The sequence below is a fragment of the Sphingomonas sp. S-NIH.Pt15_0812 genome, from assembly GCF_003951315.1.
GTDB lineage: Bacteria > Pseudomonadota > Alphaproteobacteria > Sphingomonadales > Sphingomonadaceae > Sphingomonas.
In genome coordinates, this window is the sequence record NZ_QLJH01000014.1 from 25,665 (window position 1) to 42,131 (window position 16,467).

Annotated in this window: 16 protein-coding genes; 10 read left to right on the top strand and 6 right to left on the bottom strand. The window is 68.9% G+C overall.

Annotated elements, in window-relative coordinates; all coding sequences use genetic code 11:
- Positions 1-35: 35 nt before the first annotated feature.
- Positions 36-1,691 carry a class I adenylate-forming enzyme family protein gene (locus BRX43_RS10920; RefSeq protein WP_164523581.1) on the bottom strand — a complete coding sequence of 552 codons (1,656 nt, stop codon included), beginning with the start codon at positions 1,689-1,691 and terminating at the stop codon, positions 36-38.
- A gap of 89 nt (positions 1,692-1,780) precedes the next feature.
- Here BRX43_RS10920 and lgt point away from each other — a divergent pair, with 89 nt between their 5' ends.
- From lgt to BRX43_RS10955, 7 genes are all read left to right on the top strand, one after another.
- On the top strand, positions 1,781-2,659 hold the full coding sequence (gene lgt / locus BRX43_RS10925) for a prolipoprotein diacylglyceryl transferase (protein ID WP_125994900.1): 879 nt from the start codon (positions 1,781-1,783) through the stop codon (positions 2,657-2,659).
- Positions 2,660-2,663: 4 nt separating this feature from the next.
- The gene (locus BRX43_RS10930; protein ID WP_125994901.1) at positions 2,664-3,722 is read left to right on the top strand and encodes an SAM-dependent methyltransferase; all 1,059 of its coding nucleotides are present in this window, start codon (positions 2,664-2,666) and stop codon (positions 3,720-3,722) included.
- On the top strand, positions 3,719-4,231 hold the full coding sequence (locus BRX43_RS10935; RefSeq protein ID WP_125994902.1) for a GNAT family N-acetyltransferase: 513 nt from the start codon (positions 3,719-3,721) through the stop codon (positions 4,229-4,231). Before BRX43_RS10930 ends, BRX43_RS10935 begins: the two co-directional genes overlap by 4 nt.
- The gene (pgeF, locus tag BRX43_RS10940; protein WP_241214911.1) at positions 4,228-4,998 is read left to right on the top strand and encodes a peptidoglycan editing factor PgeF; all 771 of its coding nucleotides are present in this window, start codon (positions 4,228-4,230) and stop codon (positions 4,996-4,998) included. Before BRX43_RS10935 ends, pgeF begins: the two co-directional genes overlap by 4 nt.
- Before the next feature lie 152 nt (positions 4,999-5,150).
- Positions 5,151-6,464, top strand: a complete 1,314-nt coding sequence (locus BRX43_RS10945) for a cystathionine gamma-synthase family protein (RefSeq protein WP_125994904.1) — start codon at positions 5,151-5,153, stop codon at positions 6,462-6,464.
- A gap of 304 nt (positions 6,465-6,768) precedes the next feature.
- The gene (locus BRX43_RS10950) at positions 6,769-7,782 is read left to right on the top strand and encodes an adenosine deaminase (protein WP_125994905.1); all 1,014 of its coding nucleotides are present in this window, start codon (positions 6,769-6,771) and stop codon (positions 7,780-7,782) included.
- A complete protein-coding gene (locus tag BRX43_RS10955; RefSeq protein ID WP_125994906.1) occupies positions 7,782-8,297 on the top strand; it encodes a phosphoribosyltransferase family protein in 516 nt (171 codons plus the stop codon). Before BRX43_RS10950 ends, BRX43_RS10955 begins: the two co-directional genes overlap by 1 nt.
- Positions 8,298-8,312: 15 nt before the next feature.
- On the opposite strand, the gene BRX43_RS10960 is transcribed toward BRX43_RS10955, so the two are convergent.
- Positions 8,313-8,738, bottom strand: a complete 426-nt coding sequence (locus BRX43_RS10960) for a CBS domain-containing protein (RefSeq protein ID WP_125994907.1) — start codon at positions 8,736-8,738, stop codon at positions 8,313-8,315.
- Positions 8,739-8,811: 73 nt separating this feature from the next.
- On the opposite strand from BRX43_RS10960, the gene BRX43_RS10965 reads away from it, so the two are divergent.
- A complete protein-coding gene (locus tag BRX43_RS10965) occupies positions 8,812-9,090 on the top strand; it encodes a hypothetical protein (RefSeq protein ID WP_125994908.1) in 279 nt (92 codons plus the stop codon).
- A 313-nt stretch (positions 9,091-9,403) separates the two neighbouring features.
- On the opposite strand, the gene BRX43_RS10970 is transcribed toward BRX43_RS10965, so the two are convergent.
- The 4 genes from BRX43_RS10970 to hisS form a co-directional block, all read right to left on the bottom strand.
- Complete coding sequence (locus BRX43_RS10970) at positions 9,404-10,348, bottom strand: DUF4167 domain-containing protein (protein WP_125994909.1); 945 nt, start codon at positions 10,346-10,348, stop codon at positions 9,404-9,406.
- Between the two features lie 248 nt (positions 10,349-10,596).
- A complete protein-coding gene (gene prmC, locus BRX43_RS10975; protein ID WP_125994910.1) occupies positions 10,597-11,406 on the bottom strand; it encodes a peptide chain release factor N(5)-glutamine methyltransferase in 810 nt (269 codons plus the stop codon).
- A complete protein-coding gene (gene prfA, locus BRX43_RS10980; RefSeq protein WP_125994911.1) occupies positions 11,399-12,478 on the bottom strand; it encodes a peptide chain release factor 1 in 1,080 nt (359 codons plus the stop codon). Before prfA ends, prmC begins: the two co-directional genes overlap by 8 nt.
- 34 nt (positions 12,479-12,512) lie before the next feature.
- A complete protein-coding gene (gene hisS / locus BRX43_RS10985) occupies positions 12,513-13,754 on the bottom strand; it encodes a histidine--tRNA ligase (RefSeq protein ID WP_125994912.1) in 1,242 nt (413 codons plus the stop codon).
- A 52-nt stretch (positions 13,755-13,806) separates the two neighbouring features.
- Between hisS and BRX43_RS10990 the strand changes: the two genes are divergently transcribed.
- A complete protein-coding gene (locus BRX43_RS10990; RefSeq protein ID WP_125994913.1) occupies positions 13,807-14,457 on the top strand; it encodes a DUF1345 domain-containing protein in 651 nt (216 codons plus the stop codon).
- Positions 14,458-14,546: 89 nt separating this feature from the next.
- Positions 14,547-16,457 carry a M61 family metallopeptidase gene (locus tag BRX43_RS10995; RefSeq protein ID WP_125994914.1) on the top strand — a complete coding sequence of 637 codons (1,911 nt, stop codon included), beginning with the start codon at positions 14,547-14,549 and terminating at the stop codon, positions 16,455-16,457.
- Positions 16,458-16,467 lie beyond the last annotated feature (10 nt).

Here is a 16,467-nt window from a genome sequence, read left to right on the forward strand (position 1 = left end):
CGGCAATATCGCGCCAAAGGAAGAGCCCTCGCCGCTTATCCACCCGCCGCCAGCGCCTGGTACGTCGCCCGCAACGCCACCTTGTCGATCTTTTCCGTCCCCAGCCGGGGCAGCGGTGCATCGACCAGCCAGAGCCGCGCCGGCACCTTGAAGGCGGCGATATGCTCGCCCAGAAAGGCCTGCAAGGCGGCGGCCTCGACCCCCGCCTCCGCATGGACGACCGCCGCCGGCACCTCGCCCAGCCGTTCGTCGGCCAGGCCGAACACCGCCGCCTCGCGCACCGCCGGATGGGCGTAGAGCGCCGCCTCCACCTCCAGGCAGCTGATGTTCTCGCCGCCGCGGATGATGATGTCCTTCTTGCGGTCGACGATGAACAGGTAATCGTCCGCGTCCAGATAGCCGATATCGCCGGTGCGGAAGAAGCCGTCGGCGGTGATCGCCGCCGCCGTCGCCGCCGGGTTGTTCCAATATTCGCGGAAATTGGCGATCGAGCGGATCGCCACTTCGCCGCGTTCACCCTGCGGCACCGGTCGCCCCGCATCGTCCAGGATCGCGAGTTCGATCAGCGGCGCGGAGGCCCGGCCGGCCGAGTCGGGCTTGGCGAGATAGTTGCTGCGCCAATTGGCGGTGCCGGCGGCATTGGTCTCGGTCAGGCCATAGCCGATCAGCGGCGCGGAGCCGCCCAGTTCGGCGTCCATGCGGCGGACATGCTCGGCCGGGCGCGGCGCGCCCCCCGCCGCGAAGTCGGTGACGGTCGACAGGTCGAACGCCGTCCGGTCGGGATGGTTGAGGATCTCGTAGCTCATCAGCGGCACGCCGACGAAATAGGTCACCTGCTCCCGCTCGATCAGCCGCATCGCCTCGCGCGCGTCCCATTTGGGCAGCAGCACCAGCTTGCGCCCCATGGCGAAGCTTTGCAGCAGCACCGGCACCATCGCGGTGATATGGAACAGGGGCAGCGTCAGCATCGTCGCGGGCGGCAGCGTCGGCGCCGTGCTGTCCTCGGTCGAAAGCCCCAGCACCATCAGCGCCTGCGCCAGGAAGTTGAGCGTCGCCTGCAACACTGATCCGTGATCGGCCAGCGCCCCCTTGGACCGGCCGGTCGAGCCGGAGGTGAACAGGATCGTCGCCGCATCGTCCGGCCCCAGCTCGGGCAGCACGCCCTCCCCGCCCATTAGCGGCCCGGCGGCCTGTGGGAGCGGCAGGCGGTCGTCGACCCTTACCACCGGCACGGCCAGCCCCTCGATCGCCGCCAGCCGGTCGGCGCGCGGCCCGTCCGCCACCACCAGCGCGCAGCCGACATCGTCCAGCGCCGAGGCCAGCTCCTCCGCCTGCCACCAGCCATTGAGCAACGTCGCGACCCCGCCGGCCATCAGCACGCCCATATAGGTCGCGATCCAGACGGGCGAATTGCGCGCGGCGATGCCCACCCGATCGCCCCGGCCGATCCCGCGCGCGACCAGCGACCGGGCGATGCCCGCCGCCACGCCGTACACCTCGCCGAAGGTCAGCCGCTCCTCGCCCGCGACCAGGAAACAGGTGTCGCGATGCGCCTGGCCGTAATGCGCGAAATAATGAGCGAGCGAGGGCGGCGCGATGGCGAAGGCCGGCAGGGTGACGCCATGTCGCGCCACCTGCGTCAGCGGCAAGGGACCGTCCGGCCCCGTCACCCGCGCCATAGTCGCGTCCATCCGACGATCCAGCTCGCTCCGCATCCGTCTCTCCGCTTGGTCTTGTTGCCTGCCGTCACTATGGAGGCGACAAGTCAGAGGGAAAAGCCTTGATAGAGTTCCTTGCGGCCGCCGCCGGCCATATCCGCTTCGAAGATCTCGGGCTGCACCCGGACGTGTTCAGCATCGGCTTCTTCACGCTGCGCTGGTACAGCCTGGCCTATATCGCCGGCATCCTGATCGGCTGGTGGGCGATGCTCAGGATGCTCGACCAGCCGGGCGCGCCGATGGCGCGGCGTCATGCCGACGACCTGGTCTTCTATGCGACCCTGGGCATCATCCTGGGCGGGCGGCTGGGGTACGTGACCTTCTACGCGCCGGAGATGTTCCTGCATCCGCTGCGCATCCTGCGGCTGTGGGACGGCGGCATGTCCTTCCATGGCGGCGCGATCGGCACCATGGTCGGGATCATCCTGTTCGCGCGCAAGAACAAGCTCAACTGGCTGCGCATCCACGACTATGTCGCCTGCGTGGTGCCGTTCGGACTGTTCTTCGGCCGGCTGGCCAATTTCGTGAACGGCGAGCTCTGGGGCAAGCCGGCGGACGTGCCCTGGGCGATCGTCTTCCCGCACACCGTCCCCTATGGCATGATCGATCCCGCCCGCCATCCCAGCCAGCTCTACGAGGCGGCGCTGGAGGGCCTGCTGCTGCTGGCGGTCATGAGCTTCGCCTTCTGGCGGACCAAGGCGCGCTATGAGCCGGGCAAACTGGTTGGCCTGTTCCTGGTCGGCTATGGCTGCGCCCGCTTCGTCGTCGAGTTCTTCCGCGAGCCCGACAGCCAGCTGCGCGCCTTTGCCGAGCATACCGGCCTGCACATGGGCCAGTGGCTGTGCGTGCCGATGATCGTCGGGGGGACCTATCTGATGGCGACGGCGGCGAAGCGGCGGGTGCGGGTCGAGCCGACCTGGGGCACCGAGAGCGTCGCCTGAACCGATGACCGACACGCTGCCCGATCCCGCCGAGCCGGCCCTGCCCGAGCGGCTGGCGCGCGCCATCGCGCTCGCTGGCCCGATCTCGCTCGCCCAGTTCATGGGCGCGGCCAACGCCCATTATTATGCGACGCGGGACCCGCTAGGCGCGGCGGGCGACTTCGTCACCGCGCCCGAGATCAGCCAGATGTTCGGCGAGCTGGTCGGCCTGTGGTGCGCGGACCTGTGGGACCGCGCCGGCCGGCCGGACTGCCACTGGGTCGAGCTGGGGCCGGGGCGCGGGACGCTGGCCGCCGATGCGCGGCGGGCGATGGCGCGGGCCGGCTTCGCCCCGGCCGTGCATTTCGTCGAGACCAGCCCGGTGCTGCGCGCCGCGCAAGCCGAGCGCGTGGCGGAGGCGAGCTTCCACGATTCGGTCGAGACGCTGCCGGGCGAGGGCGCGCTGATCGTCGTCGCCAACGAGTTCTTCGATGCGCTGCCGATCCGCCAGCTGATCAAGCGCGACCAGTGGCACGAGCGGCTGATCGCCTGCCAGGACACGCTGTTCCTGCCGATCGCGGGCAAGCCGGTGCCCGAGACGGTGATCCCGGAATCGCTGCGTGACGCGCCCGTGGGCGCGATCCTGGAGGTCGCCCCCGCCGCGATCGGGGTGATGCGGACGCTCGGCCGGCGGATCGCCGCGCAGGGCGGCGCGCTGCTCGCGATCGACTACGGCTATGAGGGGCCGGCGCTGGGCGAGACGTTGCAGGCGGTGAAGCGCCACGGCTTCGCCAACCCCTATGACGCGCCGGGCGAGCACGACCTGACCGCGCATGTCGATTTCACCACGCTGGCGGCAGCGGGCCAGACGGTGGGCCTTGCCGCCTGGGGACCGGTCGAGCAGGCCGAATGGCTGGTGAAGCTGGGCATCGACTCGCGCGCCGCCACACTCGCCCGCCATGCCCCCGACCGGGCGGAGGCGATCGCCGCCGACCGGATGCGGCTGGTCAACGGCATGGGCGCGCTGTTCAAGGTGCTGGCGCTGACCGCTCGCGACTGGCCCGAACCGGCCGCCTTCGGATGACCGCCATGTCGTATCGCGATGCCATCCCGGCCGACGCGCCGGCGATCCGGACGCTGTTCGCCGACAGCTTCACCAGGACGTTCGGGCATCTCTACGCCCCCGCCGACCTGGCGGCGTTCCTGGCCCCGATGACGGTCGAGGCCTGGCAGGCGGAGATCGCCGATCCCGCCTATGCCTTCCGCCTGGCGGAGGCGGACGGGGTGCTGGCCGGCTTCGTCAAGCTCGGCCCCGCGACCTTTCCGGTCGAGCGTAGCGGCCCCGCGATCGAGCTTCGTCAATTCTATGTCGACGCCGCCTATCATGGCAGCGGCATCGCGCCGGTGCTGATGGACTGGGCGCTGGCCACCGCACGGGCGCGCGGCGCGGTCGAGATGTTCCTGTCGGTCTATGTCGACAACGCACGCGCCCGGCGCTTCTACACGCGCTACGGATTCGAGCGGATCGGGCGCTACACCTTCATGGTCGGCGATCATGCCGACGAGGACGATATCATGCGGCTGACGCTGTGACGGAGCCAATGGACACGATCCGCAGCGGCGTGCTCGACGGCGTGCCCCATGCGTTTCTCGGCCGGCGCGGCGGCGTGTCGACCGGGTTGACGGCGGGCTTGGACCTGGGCCGGCGCGGACAGGCCGGGATTTCGCCCGAACTGGCCGAGAACCGCGCGCGGGCGGTGGCGGCGGTGCTGCCGGGGGCGACGCTCCAGACGCTGTATCAGGTCCATTCGGCCGATGTGGTGACGATCCATTCGCCCTTCGCCGATGACGACCGCCCCCATGCCGACGGCATGGCGACGCGGCGGCCGGGGCTGCTGCTCGGCATCCTGACCGCCGATTGCGCGCCGGTGCTGCTCGCCGATGTGCAGGCTGGCGTGGTCGGCGCCGCCCATGCCGGGTGGAAGGGCGCGCTGGCCGGCGTGACCGATGCGACGATCAAGGCTATGGAGTCGCTGGGCGCGGACCGCCAGCGCATCACCGCCGCGATCGGCCCGTGCATCGCGCGGCGCAGCTATGAGGTGGACGACGCCTTCCTCGCCCGCTTCGCCGAGGCCGATCCGGCGAACGAACGCTTCTTCGCGTCGAGCCGGGCGGGGCATCATCGCTTCGACCTGGAGGCCTATGTCGCGCACCGCCTGATCGCGGCGGGCCTGCGGCGGATCGATGCGCTGGGGCTCGACACCTATGCGGACGAAGCGCGGTTCTACTCCTATCGTCGCGCGACGCATCGGGGAGAGGCGGATTATGGACGGCAGATCGCCTTGATCGGGGTCGGCTGACCGTTTCGCCTCCCGTTTCTCCACGCCTTCACAGGGACCTACCGTCCGCCTTACCTCGTCGCGGCTTGGCGTGAGCCCGTCTCTTCCCGCCCGAGATCGTTTCCAATGAGACTTTCTCCGGCGTACAAGGACCGACGGAAGAGGAGAATCACATGCCGATGGACGAGACCGAAGCCGACATGACCGGCGTCGACGCGAACCGCTCGCCGATCACCGAACCCGCCCGGATCGGCGACCGCAAGCTGAAGCCGTCGACGCTGATGATGGGCCATGGCTATGACCCGTCGCTGTCGGAAGGATCGCTGAAGCCGCCGATCTTCCTGACCTCGACCTTCGTCTTCCCCAATGCCGCGGCCGGCAAGCGCCATTTCGAGGGCGTGACCGGCAAGCGGCCGGGCGGTGCGGAGGGGCTGGTCTATTCGCGCTTCAACGGCCCGAACCAGGAGATTCTGGAGGACCGGCTGGCGATCTGGGAAGAGGCGGAGGATGCGCTCGCCTTCTCCTCCGGCATGGCGGCGATCGCGACGCTGTTCCTGTCGATGGTCAAGCCCGGCGACACGATCGTCCATAGCGGCCCGCTCTACGCCGCGACCGAGACGCTGATCGGCCGCATCCTGGGCAAGTTCGGGGTCAAGTGGCTCGACTTCCCCGCAGGCGCGACGCGGGCGGAGATCGACCGTGTCCTGGCGGAGGCCGCGACCGGCCATGTCGCGCTCATCTATCTGGAAAGCCCGGCGAACCCGACCAACGCGCTGGTCGATGTCGAGGCGGTGGTCGCCAGCCGCGACGCGATCTTCGCGGACGCCGCGGACAAGCCGCCGATCGCGATCGACAATACGTTCCTGGGGCCGCTCTGGCATCAGCCGCTGCGCCACGGCGCGGACATCGTCGTCTATTCGCTGACCAAATATGCCGGCGGGCATAGCGACCTGGTCGCGGGCGGCGTGCTGGGCAAGAAGGCGCAGATCGACGTAATCCGGTCGATGCGCAACACGATCGGCACGATCTGCGACCCCAATACCGCCTGGATGCTGCTCCGCTCGCTGGAGACGCTGGAGCTGCGCATGAGCCGGGCGGGCGAGAATGCCGCCAAGGTCTGCGCCTTCCTGCGCCAGCATCCCAAGGTCGAGCGGATGGGTTATCTGGGGTTCATCGAGGATGCGCGCCAGAAGGACATCTACGACCGCCACTGCACCGGCGCCGGCTCGACCTTCTCGCTGCTGGTCAAGGGCGGCGAGGCGGAGGCGTTCCGCTTCCTCGACGCGCTGCGCATCGCCAAGCTGGCGGTGTCGCTGGGCGGCACCGAGACGCTGGCCAGCCATCCGGCGGCGATGACGCATCTGTCGGTGCCCGACGCGCGCAAGCAGGCGCTGGGGATCACCGACAATCTGGTCCGCATCTCGATCGGGGTCGAGGATGCGGATGATCTGATCGCGGATTTCGACCAGGCCCTGGCGGCGATCTGATCGCGCTCCAAGCCGGGAAGATACGGGGGAGGTCGGCCTGCGACGCAGCCGGCCTCCCCTATCTGGATTGGCTTCCGTGCTCCTGCGAAGGCAGGAGCCTGGAGCCAAGCCAAACAACGCCTGATGGCGCATGTGGCCCTGGGCTCCTGCCTTCGCAGGAGCACGGCGGATGACATCGAAGCGTGTCCTTCCGAAAGAACGCCGCGCCTCCGCATGTTCCCCATCGTCCTTCGCGGCATCGCGCGTCCATGCGGACCCATTCTGCCCCTTGCCCCGCCCGGCGATGGTCGCGATGTAGGGGCGCATGACCATGCATGCCTTCATCGCCGGCCTGCCCAAGGCGGAGCTTCACCTACATATCGAGGGGAGCCTGGAGCCCGAACTGATGTTCGCGCTGGCCCGGCGCAACAATATCGCCATCCCCTTCGACTCGGTGGAGGCGGTGCGGGCCGCCTATAGCTTCACCCGGCTTCAGGATTTCCTCGACATCTATTACCAGGGTGCGAACGTCCTGATCCACCAGCAGGATTTCCACGACCTCGCCGCCGCCTATTTCGACCGGGTGGCGCAGGACGGCGTCGTCCATGCCGAGATCATGTTCGATCCGCAGACCCATACCGCGCGCGGCATCGCCTTCGACACGGTCATCGGCGGCCTGCTCTCGGCGATGGAGGAAGCGGAGGCGAAGCATGGCATCACCTCGCGCCTCATCATGAGCTTCCTGCGCCATCTGGACGAGGACGACGCCTTCGCCACGCTGGAGATGGCGCGTCCCTGGCTCGACCGGATCGAGGCGGTGGGACTCGATTCCTCGGAACTCGGCCATCCGCCGGAGAAGTTCGCGCGCGTCTTCGCCGCCGCCCGCGCCCTGGGCCTGAAGAGCGTCGCCCATGCCGGGGAGGAAGGGCCGCCCGACTATGTCGTCCAGGCGCTCGACCTGCTCGGCATCGACCGGCTCGACCATGGCAATCGCAGCCTGGAGGATGCCGCGCTGACCGCCCGCCTCGCCCGCACCGCGATGACGCTGACGGTCTGCCCGCTGTCCAACCTCAAGCTGTGCGTGGTCGATACGATGGACGACCATCCGATCGACCGGATGCTGCGCGAGGGGCTGCGCGCGACGATCAACTCGGACGATCCGGCCTATTTCGGAGGCTATGTCGCCGATAACTACATCGCCGCCGCCGAGGCGCGTTCGCTGTCCCGCGACGATCTGGTGCGGCTGGCACGCAACAGCTTCCTCGGCAGCTTCCTGCCCGACGATGCGGTCGCCGGCCATCTCGCCCGGCTCGACGCCTATGCGGCGGAGGTGCGCTGATGCCGGTGTTCACGCCCATCTCGCAGGACCAGTTCGTCACGGATATCCGCACGCTGGCGGCGGCGCTGACCGGGGACGACTGGCGGCCGACCTATCTGATCGGCATCGGTCGCGGCGGGTTGGTGCCGGCGGTCTATCTGAGCCATGCGACCGGCCTGCCGACCCTGTCCTGCGACCTGTCGGCGCAGGTGCCCGACTTCGCCGACGAAGTGCTGGTGAAGCTGGCCGCGCGGACCCGGAACGGCGAGCGGTTGCTGTTCATCGACGACATCAACGATTCGGGCCGCACCATCGGCCGGCTTCGCCGCGCGATGGTGCAGGAGGCGGCGGCCGAAGGCGCGACCCGTTTCGCCACGCTGATCGACAATCGCGTCTCCGCCGAGCGGGTCGATTATCGCGCCCGTACCATCGACCGCACCGTCACCAAGGACTGGTACGTCTTCCCCTGGGAAGCCATGGCGCCGGACAGCGCGCATGAAGAGGACGCCGCCGCCGTGCCCGACCGGATCGCCTGACCGCGTCCGTCCGGTTCAGGCGGACTGGATATAGTCGCGCATCGCGGCCGCCTCCGCCTCGATCCGGTCGATGCGGTATTTGACCAGGTCGCCGATCGAGACCAGGCCGACCAGTCGCCCATCCTCGAGCACCGGCAGGTGGCGGATGCGGCGGCGGGTCATCAGCGACAGCGCGCCGATCACCGGCTCGGCCCGGCCGACGGTGATCGCGGGCGCGGTCATCACCGCATCGACCGGTCCGTCCAGCGCGGTGCGGTCCTGCGCGAGCAGCCGCACCACGTCGCGTTCGGACAGGATGCCGACCACCATCTCGCCCTCCATCACCGGCACCGCGCCGATCCGGTGGGTGGCCAGCAGCTCGACCGCCTGCGCCACGGTCGCGCCGCGCCGGATCGTCACCACCGGGACCGGATCATTGCCCAGGATCGCCGCGATCGTCATCCTCGCCTCCTCTTATATCTGCCAGGCAGCAGATCATGTTTCGCGGGCTTAGGAAAGCATGGCATGGTGTTGCATGGACGATTCCCCCAAGGGACTGGACGATCCGGATCAGGCCGCCCATGCCTGGAGCCGCTATCGCAACCTGCTCGCCTGGATGATCCTGGCCGCCGCGATCTGCGCCGCCGCCGCGATCTCCGGCATGGCGCACCTCCAGGGGCCGCTGCATCTGGTGACCATGTTCGCGATCCTGGGCGGGGTCGGCGGATCGGTGGTGCTGGCCGGCGCGCTGATGGGGCTGGTGTTCCTCAGTTCCGGATCGGGCCATGACGAGGATGTGGACCGGCGGAATTGAGCCGGTGGGGAGTGCGATTCGCGTCCCTGCCGATGATCCGCCTCTCTATTGCTTCAAGCCGTCGTTGCGAGCGGAGCGAAGCACTCCACGACCGCGCGCGTGACGCCCTGGATTGCTTCGCTCCGCTCGCAATGACGATACCGATCCAAGGTCATCTCATCCGGCTCTGACACACCGCCCCGGCGGTGCTGAGACCTTCGCGAAACCCTATGGTGATTCCGATGCGCGTCCGGCCACGCCGGTGGGCCCGTCGCGAAAAAGGCCGGTCCGCGGGTGGCGGGCCGGCCTTTTCGACACATCGCCGCGTCGCGGCTTATTCGGCGGCGGCTTCCGGCGTCGCGGCGCGGATACGACGACGACGGGGCTTGGGCGCGTCCTCCGAATCATTCGCCGGCGCGATGCCGAGCGACGGGGGCAGGCGGTCCGCATCGACGCCGTTCGCCTCGGCGACCGGAGCCGGCGCGTCGGTGGCAGGCGTCGTCGTCGCCTCGACCGCCGCCGCATCGCGACGCGGACGGCCACGACGGCGCGGCGCGGGCGCCTCGACGGCGAGCGGTGCATCCGCCTCGATCACCGTCTCGGCGCGCTGCTCCAGATTCTCTCCGGCGACCGGCGGATCGGAACGGCGCTGGCCCGCGACCTCGACCGGGGCGGCGGTCACGGCCTGCTCGGTCTCACGCTCGGCGCGCTCCTCGCGATCCCAGCGGCGCGGGCGCTCGCCCTCGGCGCGACGCGGCCGATCCTGGCGGTCGTTGCGCTCGACGCGCTCCTGGCGCTCGGGTCGGTCCTGCCGGTCCGAACGCTCGGCGCGCTCCGGACGATCGCTGCGATCCTGGCGCTCTTCCCGGCGCGGATGCTCGCGGCCCTGATAGTCGCGCTGCGCCCCGCGCCCGTCCTGCTCGCCGGTGCGGATCGGCTCGCCCTCGTCGCCGAACTCGTCCTGATCGTCACCGTCGAAATCCTGCACCGAACGGCGCGGCTGCTGATCCTCGAACCGGCCGCGCTGGTCGCTCAGCACGCGGAAATAATGGTCCGCGAACTGCAGATAATATTCGGTGTTGACGCGGTCGCCCTGGCGCTGCGCATCGGAGGCCAGATTCTTGTACTTCTCGTACAGCTGGTTGGCATTGCCCCGCGCACGGCTGTCGATGCGGTTGCCATTGTCGGGGCGACCACCGCCGCCACCCTGGCGCGGGTTGTTGTTATTGTTATTACCGCCCCGGCCGCGACGACGACCGGCCTGCCGATTATTGATCAAGCTTGTTGTCCTTTGCCAAACGCAAAAACGGGCTCCTAGGCCTGTGAATGCACCCCGCCCTGCCGCGCGCCGCTCGGGCTACGCCGGGTTCGTCACCGCCACATGCGTGGCATCATGACTGGTGATGCGGGTCGCTGCCTGACAAGCCGTCGCTTGACAATCCGTCAATGGTCGCGTTCCCCATGGCCATCCATAGCGGGGGATGGCTCCACCCCACAAGCAAAATATGGGGACCGCGCCGTTCCGGTTCAAGTCGCCAGCAGGGCGCGCGGCCGACCGCCCAGATCGCGATGCACCGCCACGGCAAAGCCTTGCGCCCGCAACAGGTCGCCGACGCTGTCCGCCTGGGTCCAGCCGATCTCGATCACCGCCGCCCCGCCGGGCGCCAGCAGCCGCCGGATCGCAGGCGCCAGACGCCGGTAATCGTCCAGCCCGTCCGGTCCGGCGAACAGCGCCTCGGCCGGTTCATGCCCCGCCACTTCCTGCGCCAATTCCTCGCCGGTGCCGATATAGGGCGGGTTGGTGACGATCAGGTCGAACGGCCCCACCAGGGCCGAATCCCAGTCGCCCCGCACGAAACGCACCCGGTCCGCGAAGGGCACGGCATTGATCCGCGCATAGGCCAGCGCATCCGCCGAACGGTCGACCCCCAGCCCCATCGCCTGCGGCCATTCGGACAGCAGCGCCAGGAGCAGCGTGCCCGGCCCCGTCCCCAGGTCCAGGATCGTCGCGGGCGGCCGGCCGGCATGATGCGCCAGCGCCGCCTCGATCAGCGTCTCGCTGTCGGCGCGCGGCACCAGCGCCCCCGGTCCCACCGCCAGATCGAGCGTCCAGAAGCCGCGCATACCCAGGATATAGGCGATCGGCTCGTGCCGTTCCCGCCGCGCGACCAGGCCCGCGAAGCCCGGCGGCTCGGCATGGTCATCCAGCGTCAGCAGCAACCGGTCGCGCGACAGTCCCAGCGCATGCGCCATCAGCAGTTCGGCATCCAGCCGCGCCGTCGCCGAAAAGCCGAACCGCGCCGCCGCCGCCGCGATCGCGGGGCGCGCCTCAGCCATCCAGGCTCGCCAGCCGCTCCGCCTCGTCCTCGGCGATCAGCGCGCCGAGCAGCTCGTCCATCTCGCCCTGGAGGATTTCGGGCAGGCGATGCAGCGTCAGGTTGATCCGGTGGTCGGTCACCCGCCCCTGCGGGAAATTATAGGTGCGGATCCGCTCCGACCGGTCGCCCGAGCCGACCATCGCCTTGCGCGTGCCCGACCGCTCCGCCGCCAGCCGCTCGCGCTCGGCCTCGTAGAGCCGGGTGCGCAGGACCTTCAGCGCCTTGGCCTTGTTCTTGTGCTGCGACTTCTCGTCCTGCTGGATCACCACCATGCCGGTGGGCAGATGGGTGATGCGCACCGCCGAGTCGGTGGTGTTGACCGACTGGCCGCCCGGCCCCGACGATCGATAGACGTCGATGCGCAGATCCTTGGCCTCGTCGATGCGGACATCGACCTCTTCAGCCTCGGGCAGCACCGCGACGGTCGCGGCGGAGGTATGGATTCGCCCGCCCGCCTCGGTTGCGGGGACGCGCTGGACACGGTGGACGCCGCTTTCGAACTTCAACCGCGCGAACACGCCCTGCCCCGTCACCGACGCCACGACTTCCTTGTACCCGCCCGCATCGGACACGCTGCCCGAGATCAGCTCGACCCGCCAGCCGCGCGAATCGGCATAGCGCTGGTACATGCGGAACAGGTCGCCCGCGAACAGCGCCGCCTCGTCGCCGCCGGTGCCGGCGCGGATTTCCAGCATCGCCGCGCGCTCGTCGGCGGCGTCGCGCGGCAGCAAGGCCAAGGCCAGCCGACGGTCCGCCGCCTCCAGCGCCTGGCGATTCTCGCGCAGTTCCTCCGCCGCCATCTGGCGCAGTTCGTCGTCGCTCGTGTCCTCGGCCATATAGGCCAGGCTCTCGGCCTCCTGGCGCAACCGGCGCACCTCGCTGGCCGCCTGGGCGACGGGTTCCAGCTCGGCATATTCCTTCGACACCGCGACGAAACGATCGCCCGGCAGGTCGCCGGTCGCCATCTGCGCCGCCAGCTCGTCGCGCTTGGCCTCGATCTGGCGGATGCGGTCGGGGGAGATGGGAGTCATGCCCCGCCCCCAACGCCCGAGCGACGCATCCGACTCACCGCAAGGTCTCGGCCAGCGCGTCGAACGCGACCGCGCGCTGCGTACCGTCGGCCAGCGACTTCACCGCCGCCGCCCCGGCCGCGATCTCGTCGTCGCCGATGATGATCGCGGCGCGCGCGCCCTGCGCATCGGCCTTGGCCATGCGCTGCTTCATCTTGCCCTTATAGGCCATGTCGACCGCGAGGCCGGTGCGGCGCAGCTCGGCGAGCAGCCCCAGCGCGCGCGTCTCCGCCGCCGCGCCCATCGGCACGATCACCGCATCGATCACCGGCCGCGCCGGCTCCGCCAGCAGCATCGCCAGTCGCTCGACGCCCGCCGCCCAGCCGACGCCCGGCGTCTCCGGGCCGCCCAGCGAGCCGATCAGCCCGTCATAGCGGCCGCCGGCCAGCACGGTCCCCTGCGCGCCCAGCCGGTCGGTGACGAACTCGAAGGCGGTGTGGCGGTAATAGTCCAGCCCGCGCACCAGCCGTGGATTGCGCGTCCAGGCCACGCCCGCCGCGTCCAGCCCCGCCGTCACCGCATCGAAGAAACCGCGCGCCGCCTCGGTCAGATAGGCGTCGATATCGGGCGCGGAGTCCGCCGCCGGCCGGTCGCGCGGGTCCTTGCTGTCGAGGATGCGCAGCGGGTTCTTCTCCAGCCGGGTCAGGCTGTCCTCGGACAGCTCGGCGCGGTGACCCTCGAAATGCGCGACCAGCGCGGCGCGCCAGGCGTCGCGAGTCTCGGCATCGCCCAGCGTGTTGAGCTGGAGCGTCACGCCCTCGATCCCCAGTTCGCGCAGGAGCTGGTCGGCCATGACCAGCAGCTCGACATCGGCCATCGGCTCGGCCGCGCCGATCACCTCGGCGTCGATCTGGTGGAACTGGCGATAGCGCCCCTTTTGCGGCCGCTCGTAGCGGAACACCGGGCCGGAGGTGGCCAGCTTCAGCGGCGCATATTGCTGCCACCCCTCGGTCAGGAAGGCGCGGGCGAGGCCGGCGGTGAATTCGGGCCGCAGCGTCAGCAGGTCGCCGCCGCGATCGGGGAAGGTGTACATCTCCTTCGACACCACGTCGGTGGTCTCGCCGATCGAACGCGAGAAGACCTCGGTCGCCTCGAAGATCGGGATATCGACGCGCTGGAAGCCATAGAGCGTCCTCACCCGGTCGAAGGTGCCGAGCACCTGGGCGAAGCGGCGCTGGTCGTCGCCGAAGATGTCCTGCGTGCCGCGCACGCGATGGGGGGTCTGGATACGGGCCATAAGAGCGCGGCTATCTAGTCGAGCGGGCGGCTTCGCGCTAGCACCGCACGCGATGACGCAAAGCAGATGGTGGGGCCTGGGACAACGCGTGGCGCCGCCACGCTTCGTCCTGTTCGTGCTGGTATTCGCGGGCGCCTTCGCGCTCGGTTGGTCGCGGCTCGAACTGGGGCGGGCGGTGATGGGCGCGTTCGACCTCGCCGCTTTCGTCTTCCTCCTCTCCGTCGCAACCCTGCTGGGGCATGGCGAGGCGGATCGGATGCGCGCCGCCACGCGTGAGAACGACGCCAATCGCGCGGTGCTGCTGGCCATGACCGGCGTCACGATGCTGGTCATCCTGGCGGCGGTGGCGGGCGAGTTGAAGGGCAAGAACGACGCCCTCGCCATCCTGCTGGTGATCGCGACGCTGACTTTGTGCTGGCTCTTCTCCAACACCATCTATGCGCTGCATTATGCGCATCTCTTCTACATGGAGGCGGACGATGGCGCGGGCGATGCGGGCGGGCTCAGCTTCCCGGACACGAAAACGCCCGATTACTGGGACTTCCTCTATTTCGCCTGCACGCTCGGCATGACCTTCCAGACCTCGGACGTGGCGATCGGGTCGCGGCGCATCCGGCGCGTGGTGCTGGGCCACTGCCTGGCCGCCTTCGTCTTCAATCTCGGCATCATCGCCTTTTCGATCAACGTGCTGGGTGGCGGGTGAGTCGGCCGGCGGCCAAGGCCATGACAGGGGTGGACGACTGACCTTTTCGGCCGCTAGACCCTGACCCATTCTCCATGTCGGGACCGTCCATGATCCGCAAAGCCGTCGTCGCGTCGTTGTTCCTCTCCACCTCCGCCCTCGCCCAGGTTCCCGCCGGCAATTCCGCGCCGCAGCCGGTGCCGATCGTCGATACGATCCCGGCGGCGCAGGACGTGCCCTATCCCGGCACGATCACGCTGAACGTCGACGCCACCGATACCGAGCGCGGCATCTTCACCGTGCACGAGACGATCCCCGTGTCCAAGACCGGCGACGTGGCGCTGCTCTATCCGAAGTGGCTGCCCGGCAACCACGCCCCGCGCGGCGAGATCGAGAAGGTCGCCAGCCTGGTGGTCCGCGCCAATGGCAAGGTCCTGCCCTGGACGCGCGACACGGTCGACGTCTACGCCTTCCACGTCAACGTGCCGCAGGGCGCGAAGACGCTGGACGTGGATTTCCAGTTCCTGTCCGCGACCAAGGGCGACCAGGGCCGCATCGTCGCCACGCCGACGATGATCTCGCTCCAGCCCAATTCGGTCAGCCTGTATCCGGCCGGCTATTTCACCCGCCAGATCCCGATCCAGATGACGGTCAAGTTTCCGACCGGCTGGACCGCCGCCGGCGCGGTGCCGGCCAAGGCGAGCGGCTCGACCTACAGCTACGACTCCACCAACTACGAGATCCTGGTCGATTCGCCGGTGCTGGCCGGCAAATATGGCAAGGTCTTCCCGCTGTCGCCGCGCGTCGACCTGAGCGTCTTCGCCGACGATCCCAAGGAACTGAACGCCACCCCGGCGCAGATCGACGCGCACAAGCGCCTGGTCGAACAGGCCGCCAAGACCTTCGGCGCGCAGCATTACGACAAGTATAATTTCCTGCTGTCGATCACCGACCAGCTCGGCGGCATCGGCCTGGAGCATCATCGCTCCTCCGAGAATGGCGTGCGCCCCGGCTATTTCATCGACTGGGAGAACAGCACGGCGACGCGCAACCTGCTGCCGCATGAATTCACCCATAGCTGGGACGGCAAGTTCCGGCGCGGCGCGGACTTGTGGACGCCCGACTTCCGCATGCCGATGCGCGACTCGCTGCTCTGGGTCTATGAAGGGCAGACGCAATTTTGGGGCTATGTGCTCCAGGCGCGCTCGGGCATCGTCTCGAAACAGGACACGCTGGACGCCTATGCGTCGATCCTCGCCAGCTACGACAACAGCCGCGGGCGGGATTGGCGGCCGATGATCGACACCACCAACGATCCGATCATCTCCTCGCGCCGGCCCAAGGGCTGGACGAGCTGGCAGCGGTCGGAGGATTATTACAATGAAGGCCTGATGGTCTGGATGGAGGTCGATGCGATGCTCCGCCAGCAATCGGGCGGAACCAAGTCGATCGACGATTTCGCCAAGGCGTTCTTCGGCATCCGCGATGGCGACTGGGGCGAGGTGACTTACACGTTCGACGATGTCGCCGCGACGCTCAACCGCATCCAACCCTATGATTGGGCGGGCTTCCTTCAGAAGCGCCTGACCGAGACGGGCCAGCCCGCGCCGATCCAGGGCTTTGCGATGAACGGCTACAAGCTGGTCTTCACGCCCGAGCCGACCAGCTATTTCAGCAAGGTCGAGAAGCTGCGCGGCACCGACACCAGCTATTCGCTGGGCCTGGTCGTCGGCAAGGACGGCAATGTCACCTCGACCATCTGGGGCTCGCCCGCCTTCAAGGCGGCGATCGATGTCGGCACCAGCATCGAGGCGGTGAACGGCCGCGCCTATAGCGGCGACGTGCTCAAGGCGGCGATCGTCGAGGCCAAGACCTCCAAGGAGCCCATCCACCTGCTGGTCAAGAATGGTGAGCGCTACCGTGATCTCGCCATCGACTATCATGGCGGCCCGCGCTACCCGCGACTCGAGAAGATCGGCAGCGGAGAGACGGGCCTCGACCGCCTGTTGACGCCGCGCTGATCCTCCAACG

What these genes read in the sequence shown, in the direction of transcription:
- BRX43_RS10920 (WP_164523581.1), bottom strand. Translation starts at nt 1,691, where the DNA reads ATGGACGCGACTATGGCGCGGGTGACGGGGCCGGACGGTCCCTTGCCG.
- BRX43_RS10930 (WP_125994901.1), top strand. Translation starts at nt 2,664, where the DNA reads ATGACCGACACGCTGCCCGATCCCGCCGAGCCGGCCCTGCCCGAGCGG.
- BRX43_RS10935 (WP_125994902.1), top strand. Translation starts at nt 3,719, where the DNA reads ATGACCGCCATGTCGTATCGCGATGCCATCCCGGCCGACGCGCCGGCG.
- BRX43_RS10945 (WP_125994904.1), top strand. Translation starts at nt 5,151, where the DNA reads ATGCCGATGGACGAGACCGAAGCCGACATGACCGGCGTCGACGCGAAC.
- BRX43_RS10950 (WP_125994905.1), top strand. Translation starts at nt 6,769, where the DNA reads ATGACCATGCATGCCTTCATCGCCGGCCTGCCCAAGGCGGAGCTTCAC.
- BRX43_RS10955 (WP_125994906.1), top strand. Translation starts at nt 7,782, where the DNA reads ATGCCGGTGTTCACGCCCATCTCGCAGGACCAGTTCGTCACGGATATC.
- BRX43_RS10960 (WP_125994907.1), bottom strand. Translation starts at nt 8,738, where the DNA reads ATGACGATCGCGGCGATCCTGGGCAATGATCCGGTCCCGGTGGTGACG.
- BRX43_RS10965 (WP_125994908.1), top strand. Translation starts at nt 8,812, where the DNA reads ATGGACGATTCCCCCAAGGGACTGGACGATCCGGATCAGGCCGCCCAT.
- prmC (WP_125994910.1), bottom strand. Translation starts at nt 11,406, where the DNA reads ATGGCTGAGGCGCGCCCCGCGATCGCGGCGGCGGCGGCGCGGTTCGGC.
- prfA (WP_125994911.1), bottom strand. Translation starts at nt 12,478, where the DNA reads ATGACTCCCATCTCCCCCGACCGCATCCGCCAGATCGAGGCCAAGCGC.
- hisS (WP_125994912.1), bottom strand. Translation starts at nt 13,754, where the DNA reads ATGGCCCGTATCCAGACCCCCCATCGCGTGCGCGGCACGCAGGACATC.
- BRX43_RS10990 (WP_125994913.1), top strand. Translation starts at nt 13,807, where the DNA reads ATGACGCAAAGCAGATGGTGGGGCCTGGGACAACGCGTGGCGCCGCCA.
- BRX43_RS10995 (WP_125994914.1), top strand. Translation starts at nt 14,547, where the DNA reads ATGATCCGCAAAGCCGTCGTCGCGTCGTTGTTCCTCTCCACCTCCGCC.